At 69.5% G+C, this 16,905-nt stretch carries 15 protein-coding genes and 1 tRNA gene; 8 read left to right on the top strand and 8 right to left on the bottom strand.

Annotated elements, in window-relative coordinates; genetic code table 11:
• Positions 1–143: 143 nt before the first annotated feature.
• The 4 genes from OHU74_RS31225 to OHU74_RS31210 all read right to left on the bottom strand — a co-directional run bounded on the left by OHU74_RS31225 (position 144) and on the right by OHU74_RS31210 (position 6,580).
• Positions 144–3,167, bottom strand: coding sequence for an alpha-mannosidase (locus tag OHU74_RS31225; protein ID WP_371618973.1), 3,024 nt, complete (start codon positions 3,165–3,167; stop codon positions 144–146).
• A 64-nt stretch (positions 3,168–3,231) separates the two neighbouring features.
• Positions 3,232–4,107 (bottom strand): carbohydrate ABC transporter permease, encoded by an 876-nt coding sequence (locus OHU74_RS31220; protein ID WP_371618972.1) that lies wholly within the window; start codon positions 4,105–4,107, stop codon positions 3,232–3,234.
• Positions 4,104–5,213, bottom strand: a complete 1,110-nt coding sequence (locus OHU74_RS31215; RefSeq protein ID WP_371618971.1) for a carbohydrate ABC transporter permease — start codon at positions 5,211–5,213, stop codon at positions 4,104–4,106. The genes OHU74_RS31220 and OHU74_RS31215 overlap by 4 nt, the downstream gene beginning before the upstream one ends.
• Before the next feature lie 32 nt (positions 5,214–5,245).
• Positions 5,246–6,580 (bottom strand): sugar ABC transporter substrate-binding protein, encoded by a 1,335-nt coding sequence (locus OHU74_RS31210; protein ID WP_371618970.1) that lies wholly within the window; start codon positions 6,578–6,580, stop codon positions 5,246–5,248.
• A 410-nt stretch (positions 6,581–6,990) separates the two neighbouring features.
• Here OHU74_RS31210 and OHU74_RS31205 point away from each other — a divergent pair, with 410 nt between their 5' ends.
• From OHU74_RS31205 to OHU74_RS31195, 3 genes are all read left to right on the top strand, one after another.
• Complete coding sequence (locus OHU74_RS31205; RefSeq protein ID WP_371618969.1) at positions 6,991–8,082, top strand: ABC transporter ATP-binding protein; 1,092 nt, start codon at positions 6,991–6,993, stop codon at positions 8,080–8,082.
• A gap of 98 nt (positions 8,083–8,180) precedes the next feature.
• Positions 8,181–8,253: transfer RNA gene (locus OHU74_RS31200), tRNA-Ser, on the top strand.
• Between the two features lie 2 nt (positions 8,254–8,255).
• The gene (locus OHU74_RS31195) at positions 8,256–10,190 is read left to right on the top strand and encodes a hypothetical protein (protein ID WP_371618968.1); all 1,935 of its coding nucleotides are present in this window, start codon (positions 8,256–8,258) and stop codon (positions 10,188–10,190) included.
• Here OHU74_RS31195 and OHU74_RS31190 read toward each other — a convergent pair.
• From OHU74_RS31190 to OHU74_RS31180, 3 genes are read right to left on the bottom strand one after another with little or no spacing between them, the layout of a single operon-like run.
• Complete coding sequence (locus tag OHU74_RS31190; RefSeq protein WP_371618967.1) at positions 10,187–10,489, bottom strand: putative quinol monooxygenase; 303 nt, start codon at positions 10,487–10,489, stop codon at positions 10,187–10,189. The genes OHU74_RS31195 and OHU74_RS31190 overlap by 4 nt on opposite strands.
• Before the next feature lie 10 nt (positions 10,490–10,499).
• Entirely contained in the window at positions 10,500–11,507 is a 1,008-nt protein-coding gene (locus tag OHU74_RS31185; RefSeq protein WP_371618966.1) for a universal stress protein, read from the bottom strand.
• A gap of 48 nt (positions 11,508–11,555) precedes the next feature.
• Positions 11,556–11,912 (bottom strand): hypothetical protein, encoded by a 357-nt coding sequence (locus OHU74_RS31180; RefSeq protein ID WP_371618965.1) that lies wholly within the window; start codon positions 11,910–11,912, stop codon positions 11,556–11,558.
• Between the two features lie 191 nt (positions 11,913–12,103).
• Here OHU74_RS31180 and OHU74_RS31175 point away from each other — a divergent pair, with 191 nt between their 5' ends.
• Positions 12,104–12,553 (top strand): universal stress protein, encoded by a 450-nt coding sequence (locus tag OHU74_RS31175; RefSeq protein WP_371618964.1) that lies wholly within the window; start codon positions 12,104–12,106, stop codon positions 12,551–12,553.
• Between the two features lie 83 nt (positions 12,554–12,636).
• Here OHU74_RS31175 and OHU74_RS31170 read toward each other — a convergent pair whose 3' ends face one another.
• A complete protein-coding gene (locus OHU74_RS31170; protein ID WP_371618963.1) occupies positions 12,637–13,602 on the bottom strand; it encodes a serine/threonine dehydratase in 966 nt (321 codons plus the stop codon).
• A 352-nt stretch (positions 13,603–13,954) separates the two neighbouring features.
• Here OHU74_RS31170 and OHU74_RS31165 point away from each other — a divergent pair, with 352 nt between their 5' ends.
• The 4 genes from OHU74_RS31165 to OHU74_RS31150 all read left to right on the top strand — a co-directional run bounded on the left by OHU74_RS31165 (position 13,955) and on the right by OHU74_RS31150 (position 16,886).
• On the top strand, positions 13,955–14,374 hold the full coding sequence (locus OHU74_RS31165; RefSeq protein WP_371618962.1) for a hypothetical protein: 420 nt from the start codon (positions 13,955–13,957) through the stop codon (positions 14,372–14,374).
• 73 nt (positions 14,375–14,447) lie between these two features.
• Positions 14,448–14,570: a hypothetical protein gene (locus tag OHU74_RS31160; RefSeq protein ID WP_371618961.1), complete on the top strand. Its 123-nt coding sequence runs from the start codon at positions 14,448–14,450 to the stop codon at positions 14,568–14,570.
• Between the two features lie 340 nt (positions 14,571–14,910).
• Positions 14,911–15,936: a hypothetical protein gene (locus OHU74_RS31155; protein WP_371618960.1), complete on the top strand. Its 1,026-nt coding sequence runs from the start codon at positions 14,911–14,913 to the stop codon at positions 15,934–15,936.
• A 410-nt stretch (positions 15,937–16,346) separates the two neighbouring features.
• Entirely contained in the window at positions 16,347–16,886 is a 540-nt protein-coding gene (locus OHU74_RS31150; protein WP_371618959.1) for a hypothetical protein, read from the top strand.
• Positions 16,887–16,905 lie beyond the last annotated feature (19 nt).

The raw sequence follows: 16,905 nt of genomic DNA, 5'->3' as shown, positions 1-16,905 counted from the left end.
GAGGGACCCCCCACGGGTGCGTTGACATGCAGAAGCCCGCCGATGGGGGCGGGCAGGCAGAAGATACGCCACCGGTGCCGGTTCCCCTCCGGCGGGCCCGCGCCGCAGGGCGCCCCGGTCCGCGGGGCGCCCTGGGGGCGGGGTCAGGCCCGGTGGAGGCGGAGCGTGACGATCTGGAACGGGCGCAGGGTGAGGGGGATCGTGCCGTCCGGGGCGGGGGCGGAGACGGCCGTGCCTTCCAGGGGGCGCTCCAGGAGGTCGCTCTCGACGGCCGCCGACAGCGGGAAGCCCGCCGCGAGAGTGGCGCGTGCGCGGCCGCCGCGGGATTCGTAGAGGCGGACGACGACGTCGCCGCTGCGGTCCTCGGCGAGCTTGAGCGACTCGACGACCACGGCGTCGTTGTCCACCGCGATGAGCGGAGCGACCGGGGCGGCGCCGGTGACCACCCGCTCGGGCAGATTCAGCCCGTGGCCCTCGCGGACCGCGTCGCCGATGGTCGCGCCCGGGGCGAGCGAGAAGCGCAGGGTGTGCGCGCCCTGGTCGGTCTCCGGGTCGGGGTAGCGGGGGGCCCGCAGGAGCGAGAGGCGGATCGTCGTGGTCTGGCCGCCGTCGTCCCTCATGTCGCGGGTCACGTCGTGGCCGTAGGTGGAGTCGTTGAGGACGGCGACGCCCCAGCCCGGCTCCTCCGTGTGGATCCAGCGGTGGGCGCAGATCTCGAATTTGGCCGCCTCCCAGGAGGTGTTGGTGTGGGTGGCGCGGTAGACGTGCCCGAACTGCGTTTCGGAGGCGGAGCGTTCGGCCTTGACGTCGAGCGGGAAGGCGGCCTTGAGGAACTTCTCCGTCTCGCGCCAGTCCACGTCCGTGACGATGTCCACGGTCTTGGCGTCCGCCCGCAGGGTGATCGACTGGACCACCGTGGAGGAGGAGAAGGAGCGGGTGACCCGCACGGTCGCGGAGTCGGAGGTGGATTCGGCGACCTCCAGCGCGTCCAGGTCCACCAGGTCGGTGACCTTGTTGCGGTAGAACTCGTCGATGTCCCACGCGTCCCACATGTTGGGGAAGTCGGGGTGGATCTGGAGCAGGTTCGCCGCAAGGCCCGGCGCGACCGACTCCCGGCCGGCCTCCAGGTCGTACGCCGACACGATCAGGCCGCGGCCGTCGATCTCCACGAGGAGGTGCCCGTTGGCCAGGACGTGTCCGCCGCCCTGCCGCTCCTCGATCGTGACGGGCTGCCCGGCGGGGGCGGGCAGGCCCGCGCCGCCGGCCGGGATTCCACGCCGGGTGTGCGGGGCGCAGTTGAAGACCAGCCGCTCCTCGCCCCGCCCCGCCAGTGCGGTCTGCGCGGCGAGGGTGATCCCGAGGAGCTCCTCCCGCACCTTGGCGTACGTTTCGCGCGCCTCGCGGTGCACCCAGGCGATGGAGGAACCGGGGAGGATGTCGTGGAACTGGTGGAGCAGGACGACCTTCCAGATCCGCTCCAGGTCCTCGTACGGGTACGCGTACCCGGGAACCTTCACCGCGGCCGTGGACGCCCACAACTCGGCCTCGCGCAGCAGTGATTCGCTGCGCCGGTTGCCCTGCTTGGTCTTGGCCTGGGAGGTGTAGGTGCCGCGGTGCAGCTCCAGGTAGAGCTCTCCGGCCCAGACGGGCGCGTCCTCGTACTCGGCGTGTGCCTTCTCGAAGAACGCGTCGGGCCGCTCGATCTCCACCCGCGGGGACCCTTCGAGGTTCTTCTGGCGCTTGGCGCGGGCCAGTTGCTCGCGCGTGGGGCCGCCACCGCCGTCGCCCCAGCCGAAGGGGGCCAGGGAGCGCGAACCACGGCCCTTCTCCTGGTAGTTGCGGGCGGCGTGCGCCAGCTGGGTGCCACCGAGGTCGGAGTTGTAGGTGTCGACGGGCGGGAAGTGCGTGAAGACGCGGGTGCCGTCGATGCCCTCCCACCAGAAGGTGTGGTGGGGGAACTTGTTGACCTGGGACCAGGAGATCTTCTGGGTCAGGAACCACTTGGAGCCGGAGAGTTTGACGATCTGCGGCATCGCGGCGGTGTAGCCGAAGGAGTCGGGCAGCCAGACGTTGTTCGTCTCGATGCCGAATTCGTCCATGAAGAACTTCTTGCCGTACAGGAACTGGCGGGCCATGGCCTCGCCGCCGACCATGTTGGTGTCGGACTCCACCCACATGCCGCCGACCGGTACGAACTGCCCGTCCGCGATCTTCTTCTTGACCCGCTCGAAGAGCTCGGGCCGGTAGGTCTTGATCCAGTCGAGCTGCTGCGCCTGTGACATGGCGAAGACGAACTCGGGGTGCTCGTCCATCAGGCCCAGCATGTTGGACGAGGTGCGCGAGACCTTGCGGACGGTCTCCCGCAGCGGCCACAGCCACGCGGAGTCGATGTGGGCGTGGCCGATCGCGCTGATCCTGTGCGCGGAGGCGTTGGCGGGGGCGGCCAGCGCCCCGGCCAGTTCGGCGCGGGCGGCGGCGGCCGTGCCGGGGACGTCGCACAGGTCCACCGCGTCGAGGGCGGAGTCGATGGCGCGCAGGATCTCGTAGCGCCGGGCGCTGCCCGTGTCGAGCTGCATCATCAGGTCGTAGAGGACTTCGAGGTCCTGTACGAGGTTCCAGACCTCGGTCTCGAAGACGGTGAGGTCCATCCGGGCGAGCCGGTAGAGGGGCTGGTCGCCACTGGTCCGCTGGTCGCCCTCGTAGGTGACGGAGTGGTCGACCAGGATCGGGTTGGAGGCGCCCTCGACGTACCACTCGACGCTCTCGCCGCCGGCTGCGGAGTCCGCGACGCGCACCCAGTCGTTGTACGGGTTGAGCGCCTTGACCTCCCCGCCGTCGGCGCGGTGGACCAGGCCTTCGCACTGGAATCCGGGCATCATCCGGTCGAAGCCCAGGTCGAGGACGGCCTCGACGGTGTGTCCGGCCCAGTCGGCGGGCACGGTGCCGGTGAGCTTGAACCAGGTGGTGCCCCAGGCCGGGCCCCACGCGTCGCCGACGGCGCAGGGCTCGTAGGCGGCCGCGAGTCCCTCGGCCACGGGGACCGGTTCGCCGGGGGCTTCCCAGCGCTCGACGGTCAGCGGGACGGAGCGGGAGTGGACGGCGGGCTTGATGCGCTCCTTGAGGACACGGCGGAGGCGGTGTTCGGTGATGCTGCGGTCGTCGTGCATGACGGCTGCTCCAGGAGAGGTGGTGGTGGGCGTGCACCGGGCGGGGGGTGAGGGAGGGGCCGGCTCAGGTCTTGACGGCTCCCTCGCCGACGCCCTTGAAGAAGAAACGCTGGAGGGCGAAGAAGAGGAGCATCATCGGGATCAGGGCGGCCATCGCCCCGGCGGCGATGATCCGCTGGTCGCTGACGGTGGTGGCTCCGGCCAGGGTCTTGAGGCCGAGCTGGAGGGTGTAGTTGTCGCTGTTGGTCAGGACCAGCAGGGGCCAGAGGAAGTCGTCCCAGGCGCCCATGAAGCTGGTGATGCAGACGACGGCCAGGGCGCCCTTGGCGGCGGGGAGGAAGACCCGGGTGAAGCGGGTCCACTCGTTCGCGCCGTCGAGGACCGCGGCCTCCTCGACCTCCTTGGGTACGGAGAGGAAGGCGGAGCGCATGATCATGATGTTGAGGACCGAGACCGCGCCGGGCAGCCAGACTCCGATGAGGGTGTCGACCAGGCCCATCTCGCGGACCGTGAGGAACATCGAGATCATCACGGACTCGAAGGGGAACATCAGCGTCGCCACCAGCACGGTGAAGACGATCTTGCGGCCCTTCCAGGCGGCCCGGGAGAGGGCGTACCCGCCCATGGCCGCGAACAGCATGTTCGAGGTGATGGCGAGGAGGGCCACCGTCAGGGTGTTGCCGACGTACTGCAAGAGCGGGAACGATTCCGCGACCCGGAAGTAGTTGTCCAGGGTGGGCTGCGAGGGCAGTACGCCGTCGTACACGTTCTCGGTGCGGCCGCGGATCGAGGTCAGGAACTGCCAGACGATCGGCCCGAGCATGATCACGAGCATCAGGAGGAGCGTGGCGTACCGGCCGGCGAGGCCGATCCAATACCGCCGGGCGTCGGCTCCGACGCGCTTGCCCGCCTTGTTTCCGAGGGAAGAGAGGGTGCTCAACTTATCTCTCCCTTCGAGAGACGGCGGCCCAGCAGGCTGAAGACCAGCGTCAGGAGGAACAACAGGATGGAGATGGCGGCCGCGTAACCGGTCTCGCCGGAGAATCCGAGGCCGACCTGCCGGATGAGAAAGGGCAGCGTCCGGGCACCGCCGCCGGGACCGCCGCTCTCGCCGCCGAGGATGTAGATCTCGGTGAAGACGCGGAGCGCGGAGATGGCGGACAGGGTGCCGACCAGCAGCATCATCGGTTTCACCTGGGGGACGGTGATGCTGAAGAAGCGGCGGACCGGGCCCGCTCCGTCGAGCGCCGCAGCCTCGTAGAGCGAGGTGGAGACGTTCCCGAGGGCGGCCAGGTAGAAGACCATGTAGTAGCCGAGGCCCTTCCACACGGTCACGATCATCGCGGAGACCAGCAGCATGGTGCTGTCGGTCAGGAACGGGATCGGCTCGGAGATGATGCTGAGCTTCTGGAACAGCGTGTTGACCAGGCCGTCGCTGCGCAGCACCCACTGCCAGATGAGGCCGACGACCACGGCCGAGGCGATGACCGGGGTGTAGAACGCCGAGCGGAAGAAGCCGATGCCGGGGACCTTCGTCTGTACGAGGACCGCCAGGGCCAGCGGCAGGAAGACGAGACACGGGACGACGACCACCAGGTACAGCACGCTGTTGCCGGTGGCGACCCAGAAGTCGGAATCGGCGAACGCGCGGGTGTAGTTGTCGAAGCCGACGAACCCGCCGCCGCGCAGGATCTGCGCGTCGGTGAAGGACAGGATCACGGTGTTGACGAACGGCCAGAGGCTGAACATCGTCACCATCACCAGGCCCGGGGCGAGGAAGAGGTACGGGGTCCACCACTTGCGGTGGCGCAGTCCCGTCTCGGCTTCCATGGCCCTCTTGGCCTGCTTCGCCCGCTTGGCGCTGCTGCGAAGGGCCTTCGGTCCGGGGTCCGGCGGCCCTCCCGGCTGCGACCGGGTCCGCACCTCGCCGGAGGCGGGGGCGGGGACGGGGTCGTGGGTGGCGGCGGGATCGGGGGCGGCGGGGTCGGGGGCGGCGTCCGACGGGCGGCCGGTCCCGCGCGTTTGCGTCCCTGCGGATGGGGTCATGGCGTCCGGCCCTCCTCTCTCCGGTGCCCCCCTCACTTCTGGGCCGTCTTCGCGAGCAGCTTGTTGGCCTCCTCCTGGGCCTTCTTCACCGCGGTCCTGGCGTCCTGCTCGCCCTTGATGGCCTTCTGCATCTCGCGCACGACCGCATCTCCGACCTGATTGGTCCACTGGACCGGGGTGTTGGCGTCGAGCGCGGCGCTCTTCAACTGCTCGGCACCGACCGCCCGGGCCAGCGTCTCCGCGTCCTTGCCGTCGCCCTTGTCGGAGAAGTGCGGGTCGGCCAGGCCGATGGCGTTCGACGGGTAGATGGTGGCCTTCTTGGAGAACTCCACCTGGTTGGGCCCGTTGGTGACCCACTTGGCGAACTCGGTCGCCGCGTCCATGTGCTTGGTGTCCTTCTTGATGCCGAGCGACTGGGCGTAGATGCCGATGTGGCCGAGCTTCCCGGTGACGGCGTTCGCGACCACGGTCTCGGCGTAGATCTGCGGGGCGTTCTGCTTGATGTCCTTGACGAAGCCCGGGGAACCGGGGCCGAAGACGAGCTTGCCGCCGCCGTAGAGCTGGCTGATGTCGTCCTGCTTCAGCAGGGACTCCTTGGGCATGGCGCCCTTGGCGTACAGGTCCTTCATCCGCTCGACCCACGCGACGGCCTTGTCGGTGTCGAAGGTGAACTGGTCCTGCTTCTCGTTCAGGATCGGCACGCCCATCTTCTGCCAGTCCCCGGGCAGCCGACCCTTGGGGTCGGCCATGAAGGCGGAGTACTTGCCACCGGACTTGGCGGCGATCTGCTCGGCGTAGTCGAAGAACTGCTCGACGCTGGTCGGCGGCTTCGCCGGATCGAGACCGGCCTTCTCGAAGAGGTCCCTGTTGTAGGTGAGGATCTCCGGGGTCACGTACCAGGGGTACGCGAACACGCTGTCGCCCTTGCCCGGCAGCTTGAACTGCTCCCAGGCGCCCGGGACGTACTCCTTGGCGACCTCGGGGTCGAGTTTGGCGACGTCGGCCAGCATTCCGCGGTCGCCGAGGAGCTGGAAGGAGTCGGTGGAGAGGTTGACCACGTCGGGCAGGGCCCCGGCCTGCGCGTCGGCGACGATCTTCTCGTTGTAGCCGTCCCCCGGCACGTCCTCCCACTTGACCTTCGCGTCCGGGTACTGCTTCTCGAACGCATCGATGACGCCCTGGATGTACGAGGTGAACATGGGCTTCAGCTGGAGGGTGCGGAACGTGATCTGACCGGCCACTTTGCCGGTCTTCTCCCCCTCCTTCACGTCCCCGGCGCCACCACTCATGCCGCATGCGGAGGTCGCGAAGAAAGTGCCGGCCACGAGCGTGGTGATGGCATAACGGGTCACGTTCTTACGGGTCATCGTCGCCGCCTTCAGGGGGAGTTCCGGCCTCGTCGCCGGAGCGCTGCGCCCAAACTCACCCGAAATGAAGATTCCGTCAATGTGACCAAAGTCCCGGGAGGCGGGTACCCGTACGTCCTGAATTACGACAGGCGGGGGGCTAACAGCCCGAAAGTCACTCCGTCAAGACGGCCTTGAGCTGCACTGATGCGCTTTAGTCCCAGCGGGATCCAGCATGATATCGATTCGATAACGAACATGCCGCGCCATCAGAGGTTGACTTCTTATCGCCGTTTCACGAAAACTTGCACTAATGCGCTTTATCCCGCCCGCAGCGAGCGAAAGCGCATTACCTCTCCCTGCCCCTCCTGCCAACCCCACCCACACGGATCGCCCGGCACGTACCGCCGGTGAAAGAGGGATTGACAGTCATGGCTGAGATCAGGTTCCGGCAGACGAGCCTCACCTACCCCGGCGCCGACCGACCCACGGTCGAGTCGCTGGACCTCGACATCGCGGACGGGGAGTTCCTCGTCCTCGTCGGCCCGTCGGGCTGCGGAAAGTCCACCACCCTGCGGATGCTGGCCGGGCTCGAAGAGGTCACGTCCGGCTCCATCTCCATCGGCGGCCGCGATGTCACGCACCTGCCGCCCAAGGACCGGGACATCTCGATGGTGTTCCAGAACTACGCGCTCTACCCCCACATGTCGGTCGCTCAGAACATGGGCTTCGCCCTGAAGATCGCCAAGGTGGACAAGGACACCATCCGCAAGAAGGTCGAGGAGGCGGCGAAGATCCTCGACCTCACCGAGTACCTCGACCGCAAGCCCAAGGCCCTCTCCGGCGGCCAGCGCCAGCGCGTCGCCATGGGCCGCGCGATCGTCCGCGAGCCCCAGGCCTTCCTGATGGACGAGCCGCTCTCCAACCTGGACGCCAAGCTCCGCGTACAGACCCGGGCCGAGATCGCCAACCTCCAGCGGCGGCTGGGCACCACCACGGTCTACGTCACCCACGACCAGGTCGAGGCCATGACGATGGGCGACCGCGTCGCGGTCCTCGCGGACGGCATCCTCCAGCAGTGCGACTCCCCGCGCACGATGTACGACCGCCCGGCGAACAAGTTCGTGGCCGGGTTCATCGGCTCCCCCGCGATGAACCTGCTGACCGTGCCGCTGCACGAGGACGGCATCCGCTTCGGAGGCTCCACCGTCAAGATCAGCCGGGCGGCCCGCGAGGCGGCCGGCGGAAACACCGTCACCCTGGGCATCCGCCCCGAGCACCTGGACTTCCACGCCGCACACAGCGACCAGGGCCTGCCCGTCACCTTCTACTCGGTGGAGGAACTCGGCGCGGACGGCTTCGCGTACGGCGACCTCGACCTGGGCGACGGCGACACCCAGCCCCTGACCGTACGGACGTACGGCCGCGAAGAGGGCCTGCGCGGCAAGACCATCCGTGTCATCCCCCGCCAGGACGACCTGCACCTCTTCCACGAAACCACGGGCGAGCGCCTCCCGGACTGACGACCGGCGGCCCGCCCCCGCGGGCAACGGTCCGGCGGCGGGGCCACGGCCCCGAAAGGCCTTGGCCCCGCCGCCCCGGGCCGGTTAAGTTCCTCGCACGGCGTGTAGCTCAGCAGCCAGAGCACCGACTTGCTCAGTCGGAGGGCGCAGGGGCAGGACCTGCCACGCCGGCTATGAACGAGGACACGAAGCAGCGACCCGACTGGGCAACCCCCCGTCTTTACGGCACCCTGCCCCAGCCCCACGAGCGCGAGGCCGCCCGGCTGGCCGGCGTTCCGGAAACCCGGCGCGCCCTCTTCGCGTACAGCCTCACGGGCCCCGGCCTCGCCTGGCTCTGGTCCCTGTTGGAGAGCGGCCGCTACGAGCTCCACGCGCCCGAGGAGGCCGCGCTGCTGTGCGTGGCCTGGCTGGTGCGGGAGGGGGAGCTCGACGCGGCCGCCGAACTGGTCGCCCTCCTGGAGCCGTTCGCCGACCGCATCCCCTTCGCCCCGCACCCCACCGACCGCCCTGCCGCCGGAACCGGCTCGGCGCACGTCCGGACCGCCGGCGAAGCCGCCCGGCTGCTCGCGCACCGTCGGCCGAACGCCGCCGTCGCGGCGCAGCACGAGGCGCTGACCGTGTGGCGTCCCTTCGAGGACGAACTGCTCACGTACTGGCTCCGCGAGGCGGACACCAGCTCCGCTTCCGGAGATCCCGCCCCGGCCGACCTCACGCGCAGGCAGGGCGCGGCCCTGCTGGAGCGGTACGAGGCCCTCGCCGCGGCGCACCCCCTGACGCGACGCCACCACGACCCCAAGTCCAATACCGCCGTCCTGCTGCGCGCCCTGACGGAGACCGTGGCAGGTCGTGAACTGCTGCCCCGCCTCGCCGGGTTGCTACGCAGCTGCGTGTCCTCGATGGTCGCCAAGCGCGGCCGCCCCGGCTCCCCCGAGCACACCCGGCTGTGGCTGGCCCAGGCCCGGCAGGCGGCGCAGCCCGCGCACAGCGAACTGGCGGCGCTGGTACGGGACCGGCTGGCCCCGCTGGACCCGGACTCCGGACTGTCCGACCCGGACGCGGTGCTCGGCCCGGTGACCGCCGAGGAGGCAGGGCAGACCGGGCTCACGACCGGCGCCACGGTGCCGCCCGCCGTGCGCGCGGTCGTCGCCGCCGCGCTCAGCGCTCCCCCGGAGACGCTCCTGGCCTGCGGAGTCGTCACCTCGGCGGAGCCGCTCGCCGAGCTGGCACCCCAGTACCTCGGCGCCGACCTCGCACACGCCTGGCACCCCGAGGTTCCCGACGGACCGCTGCGCACGCTGCTGGCGGAGCTGTACCAGGGCAGCCGCCCGTTCACCTACCTTCGCCAGTTCGCCAGGTACCCGGACCTGCCCTGGATCCGCGCCGTCTCGCCGACGCCCGTACGGGAGCCTGCGCACGCGGCGCTGCGAAGGCTCGCCTTCCTCGCACTGGAGGCCTTCCCCGGCTCCGACCCGAGCTCGCGGCTGATCCAGCAGCTCGTCGAGCTGGCCCAAGAGGCAGGCATCCAGGCCTCGTTCGTCCTGGAGCCCTTCGCCGACAATTACACCCGGACCGTGATCGGGGAGTTGATGCCCGCCGCCCGGGTGGCCGCGGAGTTGCTGCGCGGGACCCCGTACGAGCGCTACTACGGGATCGACTACGCGGCCGTACGGGACATGGCCGAGGCCGATGACCGGGAGGGCTTCGGGCGACTGTGCGTCGAGCGGGCGGGGCCGCCGGGGCCGGGACGGCCGCAGGCCCTCAAGCCGACCTTCATGCCGCTGGTCTCCGACCCGGTCGTGATCGAGCAGGCCATGACCCTGACCACCTTCAACCTCGCCCCGCTCGTCCACGAGGTCGGTGTCACCCCGCGGGCCGGGTGGGACGCCCTCGCCCGTGGGGCGTTCACGGCCGCGCGCCGGCGGTCGGCCACGCCGAAGAAGGCGGCCCGCGCCTGGCGGCACCTGATGTTCCACCTGTCGCTGTGCGACACGGCCCGGCAGGCGGCCGTACTCGACTGGATCGATGCCGAGTCCGCCCGTCTCCCGGCGGGCACCGCCGCCCGGCTCGCGCCGATGGTGGCGGGGGCCCGGCGGGCGGTACGGGGCTAGGCCAGCGAGTCGGCGGCGAGCTCGATGACCTCGGCCGGGCCGGCGCGGAAGGCCGGGCTCGCCGCGTCGGCCTCGATCATGTGCGGGGTGGCGTCGTGGGCGGCGAGCGCCTCCTTCGAGGACCACCGCTCGATGAGGACGAACCGGTCGGGGTCACCGCTCACCTGGTGCATGTCGTAGCGCAGGCACCCCTCTTCGGCCCGCACGACCGGCGCGAGCCGCTCGAAAGCGGCGACTTGTTCCCGGCCCCGGCCCGGAAGAGTGCTGATCAGGATGACGAGTTGTATGGGCTGCGACATGCGACCGAGGCTATCCGGCGCCCTGACCCCGCCCGCTCCCGGGGGTGGTGACCGGCGGGTCCTCCGCGCGTACGGGGACCACCGCCACCGGGCACAGCGCGTGCAGCAGAACGGCGTTGGACACCGAGCCCATCAGGAGGGAGCCCGCCCGCAGACGGCGCCGGTGGCGGCCCACCACGATCAGGTCCGCCCGCTGTGAGGCGGTGACCAGACGGCCCGCGGGATCGCCCGGGGCGACCACCGCTTCGACGGTGACGTCGGGGTAGTGCCGGGTGAGGAACGGCTGGAGCCGGGTGCGCTGGTTCTCGGCGAGTTCCCGGGCCGCTTCGGTGGCCTCGCCGCCGGGGATGCCCGGCGGAAGGCCGCCGCCGCGCTCCGCGACGAGGGAGCCGACCAGGGTGAGCGAGGAGAGCGGCACCAGGTGGGTGGAGACCACCTGGAGCGCCGCGCCCCGGCGGCGGGCCTCGGCGAAGGCGAAGTCGACCACGTCCTCGGTGGTTTCGTCGGGGGCCAGCCCCAGCACCACCCGGCGCTCGCCGGAATCGGCAGAGCCGTCCTCCGCGGCGAGCCGCGCCGCGTGCGGGACGACCATCACCGGGCAGGGCGCCTGGGCCGCGCACACCCGGCTGTTGGAACCGAGCAACAGGCTGGCGAAGCCACCGAGTCCGCGCGATCCCATGACCAGCAGCTGCGCGCCCGCGGCGAGTTCGGTCAGGGTCACGGCCGGTGTCCCGTCCCGGGAGACGTAGTTGAGCGGCGGGAGGTCCTCCCGGCCGGCCAAGTGGGCCCGTACCAGTGCCAGTACCGGATCGGTGTCCCACACGGGTGGCCGCACCAGGGCTTCGCCCGGGGCCGCCACCCGGGGGTGGTCCGGTCGCACGTGCACGACGTGGAGCTCGGCTCCGCGGGCGCGGGCTGCTTCGACGGCCCAGTCCAGGGTCCTCAGGCTGTGCTCCGAGCCGTCCACCGCAGCCAGGACGGGTGGGGTGGTGACGGGATCGGCCGTGTGCGTCTGCATGGGTCCACCCTCCGGCGGCCGGGGGCCTCCGGGCAGGGACCGAAGGCCCTACTTGAGGCGGTAGTCGGCCTTCTCGGCGAGCTTGCCGTCCTTGAAACAGAAGCGGAACACCGTGTCGCTGTCACCGGAGGTCGACAGATACCAGGAGCACTCGGCCCCCGCGGGCACGGCGGGGCCGCCGTCCTTGAGGGCCTCCTTGACGAAGGTCTCGCCGGAGGGCAGCTTCGCCCGGACCTCGCTCGCGGGGTCGCCGGCCTTCACGGCCTCGTACACCTTGGGGTCGACCAGGGTCTTGTCCGCCACGTCGACGATCTTGCCGACGCCGAAGAGCAGCAGGACGAGCAGGCCTATCCCCAGGACCACCGCCACCAGGCAGCCGATCAGGCATCCATTGCGTCGCGCCACGTCCTGGTCCTCCGTATGTCCACGATCCACCGCACTGTTGCGAACTGTCTCCACGACTCTCGCAAAGCGGGGCGGCGGACGCTGTCCTCCAAAGTCTCGGGTTCGCGCAACGATCGTCGTTCGAGGTCAGCGGGGGTGAGGCGTGTATACAGGATAAGAACGATCATTCGGACGAACTGTGAGGAACCACCGTGAGCCAGAACACCGAGCCCCTGATCGTCGTCGGCGTGGACGGTTCGAACCACTCCAAGCAGGCCCTGCGCTGGGCGGTCGGCCAGGCCAAGGCCATCGGCGGCCGGGTGCACGCCGTCATGAGCTGGGAATGGAACACGAACCCCTTCGGCGTCAGCACCACGGAGCAGGACGAGCTGGTGCACGCCGAGGACGCCGCCCGGCAGAAGCTCGCCGACACGGTGGCGGAGGCGGTCGGCACGTCCCCGGGCGTTCCGGTCTTCCGCCGGGTGGAGCAGGGCTCGCCCGCGCAGGTGCTGGTCGAGGCCTCGAAGGAGGCGGCGCTGACGGTCGTCGGCACCCGCGGCTACGGCGGTATCAAGGGCGCGCTGCTCGGTTCGGTGAGCCAGCAGGTGGTTCAGTACGCGGCGAGCACGGTCGTCGTGGTCCGCGAGGACGCCTCCGCCTGAGCGACACGGGCCCACGCGGGGTACGCGGCCCCGCGACGGTCCGGCCCCGGACCCAGCCCGGGACCCGGACCGTCGCCTCGGCCTCAGGAAGCCGCGCGCCCCAGATCCCCCGGATCGGTGTTCGCGCCGCACAGCACCACCGCGACCCGCTCCCCCGGCGGCCGCGGAGCCACTCGCAGCGCCGCCAGCGCGGTGGCAGCGGCCGCCTCGACCACGATGCGGTGCTCCTCCCACAGCGCACGCCGGGCTTCGACGATCGCCGAGTCCGGGACCAGGACGGACTGCGCGTTCTCCCGCTGTACGGCGGCCAGCGCGTCGGCGGAGACCCGGGTGGCCCCGAGCGAGTCCGCAGCCACCGAGTCGACGGGGACGTCGACGAGCCGGCCCGCTTCGAGTGCCGCGTTCAGGGCCCGGCAGTTCTCCGGCTCGGCCGCGATCACCCGTACGCCGTGTTCCCGCGCGGCGGTGGCGATCCCGGCGAACAGCCCGCCGCCGCCGACCGCGACCACCACCGTGTCCAGACCGGGCAGGGCCGCGCGGATCTCGTCGAGCAGGGTTCCGGCGCCCGCCGCGATGAGCGGATGGTCGTACGCGTGGCTGGACAGCGCCCCGCTCGCGGCGGCGAACTCCCGGCAGGCGTCGAGGGCTTCGGCGTACCGCTCGCCCACGAGCCGTACGTCGGCCCCGTAGCCCCGCAGCCGCTCCACCTTCACGCGCGGGGCGGTGGCCGGCAGGAACACGGTGGCGGGCACGGATTCGGCGCGGGCCGCCCAGGCGCAGGCGAGGCCGGCGTTGCCACCGGAGGCGATGGTGACCCCGGCGGCGGGGAGGGTCCCGGCGGCGCGGTGGGCGGCGAGGAAGTTGCGGGCACCGCGGGCCTTGAAGGAGCCGGTGTGCTGGAGGTGCTCCAGGGCGTACGAGATCCCCCCGCCCGCAGGTATCACCGCGACGGGCCGTACCGCTCCGGCGATCCGCTCGGCGGCCGCGCGTACGGCGGCGTAGTCGAGCGGCATCGCGTCGAGCGCCACTGCGTCGAGCTGCTGTTCCATGAACTCACTCCTCTTGTGGGTTCCGCTATCTCGTGCGCACGGACTCCAGTGGATACGTTGAATTCCGCGTGAAGTAAGTACTGATGGGGTGGCCCATACATGCGCAATCGACGCCCTGGTGGGCAGGTTACCTGTCACATTCGGTTACGGCGTCTGGTGAGCGGCATCCTGCTATTCGTTGAGCCGCGGCGTGGCCAGTACGGGGCCTGCGGAGGCAGCTGAGCGGCTGATCGCGCTCGGGGGCGGTGCAACGGGGCTATCCAGACACCTCAGGGTCCTAACTCGTCAAGCCGCACGCTTGCAGCCGCTGTGTAGCCTGTCGATCTGTTCGAACGGGATGAGGAGGCCGACGGTGGATGCCGAAGGAACGCATACTGCGATCCAGCTTCCCGAAGGGTCCTGGTGGGACTGGGACGTCGTCGCTTGGGACGGCGGACAGCTCAGGCTCGCCGCCGACCACGACCTGACCTACCACCACGGCCTGGAACTGGTCTTCGGCGATCCGGTCTTCGTCAGCTGTCCGTCCGGCTTCCACGATCCGGTCTTCCGATCCCCGTCGCCCGCCGAGCTCCTGAAAGTCACTCGTCAGCTCGGAGAGAAGCCGCCCGTCGTGGTCGCCTTCGAGGCCGACGCCGGCGGGCAGGAGCCGGTCTCGTGTCTCATCGCCGCAGAGCGCCTCGACATCGTCCAGGAATTGGTCCTGCGCTACTGGCGCGAGGATGCAGGCCCCGATCAGCGCTTCGCTCCCTGGGTGACGCCCCCAGGCCAGTAGACGCACTGCGCTATGCGGCCGCTGCGGTGACCTCGGTGGCCGATGCTGGGAAGGCCAGTGCCCCGTCATATGGATGACGCTGCTGGAGACAATGGTAGAGCTGGCCGATCATGCGGTTGAAGAGGTTGCGCTGGGCGGCGGCGTGCCAGTCAGCGTGTTTGTCGCGTTCCCTGTCAAGTCAGTGTGTTCAGGCTGAGCCCTCGCGACCAGTGCCTCTGTGGGAAGCCTCTACCGCCCGGTTCGTTCGGGAAGGTGAAGCAGCCAGGTTTCCTTCTATGTGCTGATCGGCCCGTTGAAGGAGAACCCCAAGTTATGCCGCTGAGTGCTCTCGGGATCAGGAGTACTCGGCCCCCTCTGCGGAGACCCTAGCCTTGCATTTCCGCGGGGACGCTTCTGCGCCCGGCAACCTGGGGCCGGCCGAGCAGCGGATGGCTTCGTGGAAGGCGAGGTAAACCCCCGTGCTGGCCGCGCGTCTGATGACTACGGTGAGGAATCTCGGCGGGGAGCCGAGCACAAGATATGGAGGGCGGGCGGCGATGAAGCGCCTCGAGCTGGTGATCGTTCAGTTTGAAGAGATCAAGGGCCTCATCAAGGCCGACCGGATCCCGCAGCTCCGGCTGGCCCACATCCTGCTCGACAGCGCTGTCGAACTGATCATGCACCGCATGATCAGAGCCGAGCTCCACGGAGAGAGGTACGACTTTGACCGGCTCGAGACCCTTCGCCGGATTGAAGTCGACCGTCAGAGCGAGGACCCCCGCCTCCGCAGGTTCGCAACTAGAGGGCCGAGCAGCGACAACATTCGCGCAGAGATTGAGCGGCTCGCAGAGAAGGTGACGTCGAGGTCGCAGCGGAGAGACATCGGCAGGGATTTCGGTCGAAAGATCGACTTCTTGGCCGGCCGGAAGAAGCTGCCGGAAGACCTTGGGCCAGTACTGAAGAGGCTGCACGAGTACAGGAACGAGACCTATCACCGCGATCAGCACCGGATCGAGGTGATCCGCCCGGCTGTCTTGATCTACTTCGACGCCGCTTGCACCGTCCTCGACCGTTACGAGCCCGGCGTGCTGATCGACAGCCATCTGCTGGGCCCGGAGCTGGAACGCTTCCAGGCGGACCTCCCCAGTCGCACGGACTGGTTCGAATTGCCTCGTCGAGCTGCAAAGCGGCTGCGAGAGGAGGTGGGCCTTGATCTCACGGCAGTGCGGACGGCACTCGTCGATCACCTCGTTGGGCGCCTCTACGATCTCGAATCCGGGCTCACCTACATCGAAGAGAACATCACCGGCGGTGCGATTCCAGGCGACGGCATCCGGGCGATGCAGGTCAAACGCGATGACGTGGAAGCGATCTTCGACAACGATGTGATGCGGAGCCGGCCCTACCCCCTCACCATGAACGACGTCAGGTCCTGGACCGAGCGGGCCAAGTCGATGAATGGTCTGGAAGACAAGCGTGCTCTCTTTACGGAGTTCGCTGCCCTTGAGCACGCATTCGAGGATCTTGAGCGGAAGGTCCTTGACGCGGTCTGGCGCATCGACGAGCAGGCGAACACGCGCTGAGCAACACTCGCCATCGTCTGCCTGGGCCGCAGCGGCGGCCCGCTCCGACAAACGGGGGCCCCTCCGCACCCCAGAACTGGGAGACTCGACCCAGCGGGTGAGGAGGCTGAAGGCGGCGAACTGCTCGAGAGCCTCGTGCTCGGGCAGCTCGAGGAAGCCGTCCTCGTACCTGTTGGGATTGCGGATCGCCGCGAAGCAGCCCTCGGCGCACCTCACCATGCGATGCATGCTCCTGAATGTGTCGCTGCCGTCGTCGGGCGCAACACTGCATGCCAGTAAGAGCCGTGTCACGAGCCGCAAGCGGCCGTTTACCCGGTCTGGCGGGTTGGCTGCCAGGCCGGGTAGCGTCCGGGGGCGCGGCAATCCGTCCTGGTAGGCCGCGTCCGTCCGGCAGAGGGAAGTAAGTGTCCTTGTTCGATCGTTTCCGTAGGGCGCGTCCAGTTACCGAGCGCGCTGTTGAGCCTTTCGGTGTCCGCTTCGCCGACGTTCTGACCCTGTCTGGCCGGGAGCGCGATGCGCTGATCGACGAGTCAGCGCTGTGGGAGATTCCCCGCCATCTGCTGGAGGAAGGGGAAGTGCAGTGGGTGACCTGTGGTGGTGTGTGGGTTCCGCCGGACGCGCCGCCAATGCCCGTGCGCTACTACCTCACGGACCGGCGGATGCTGATGCTCCTCGACAGTCCTCATCTGCCGCCCGGGCACGATGACTTCCGGTTCGACGACATGGCCGTCTTCGACCCTGAGGGCGGGGTGAAGGGCAGGCCGAAACGCGTCCGATACGTGGTGATTACCTCCGAGAGTGGGCGGCCTGAGGACGGCATTCGGGCCACCGTCGAGTTCAACCTCGATGCGGAGGGACAACGGTTCGTGGGGACTGCGATAACCGTGATAGCAGCCCACGGCGGATTGCATACGCGTCTCGAACGGAACCGAAAGCCGGGCGAAGAATGATCGCCGCTGTTGCTGGCTG

This window comes from Streptomyces sp. NBC_00454 (genome assembly GCF_041434015.1).
Classification (GTDB): domain Bacteria; phylum Actinomycetota; class Actinomycetes; order Streptomycetales; family Streptomycetaceae; genus Streptomyces.
This window is presented reverse-complemented; position numbering and strand designations above follow the sequence as displayed.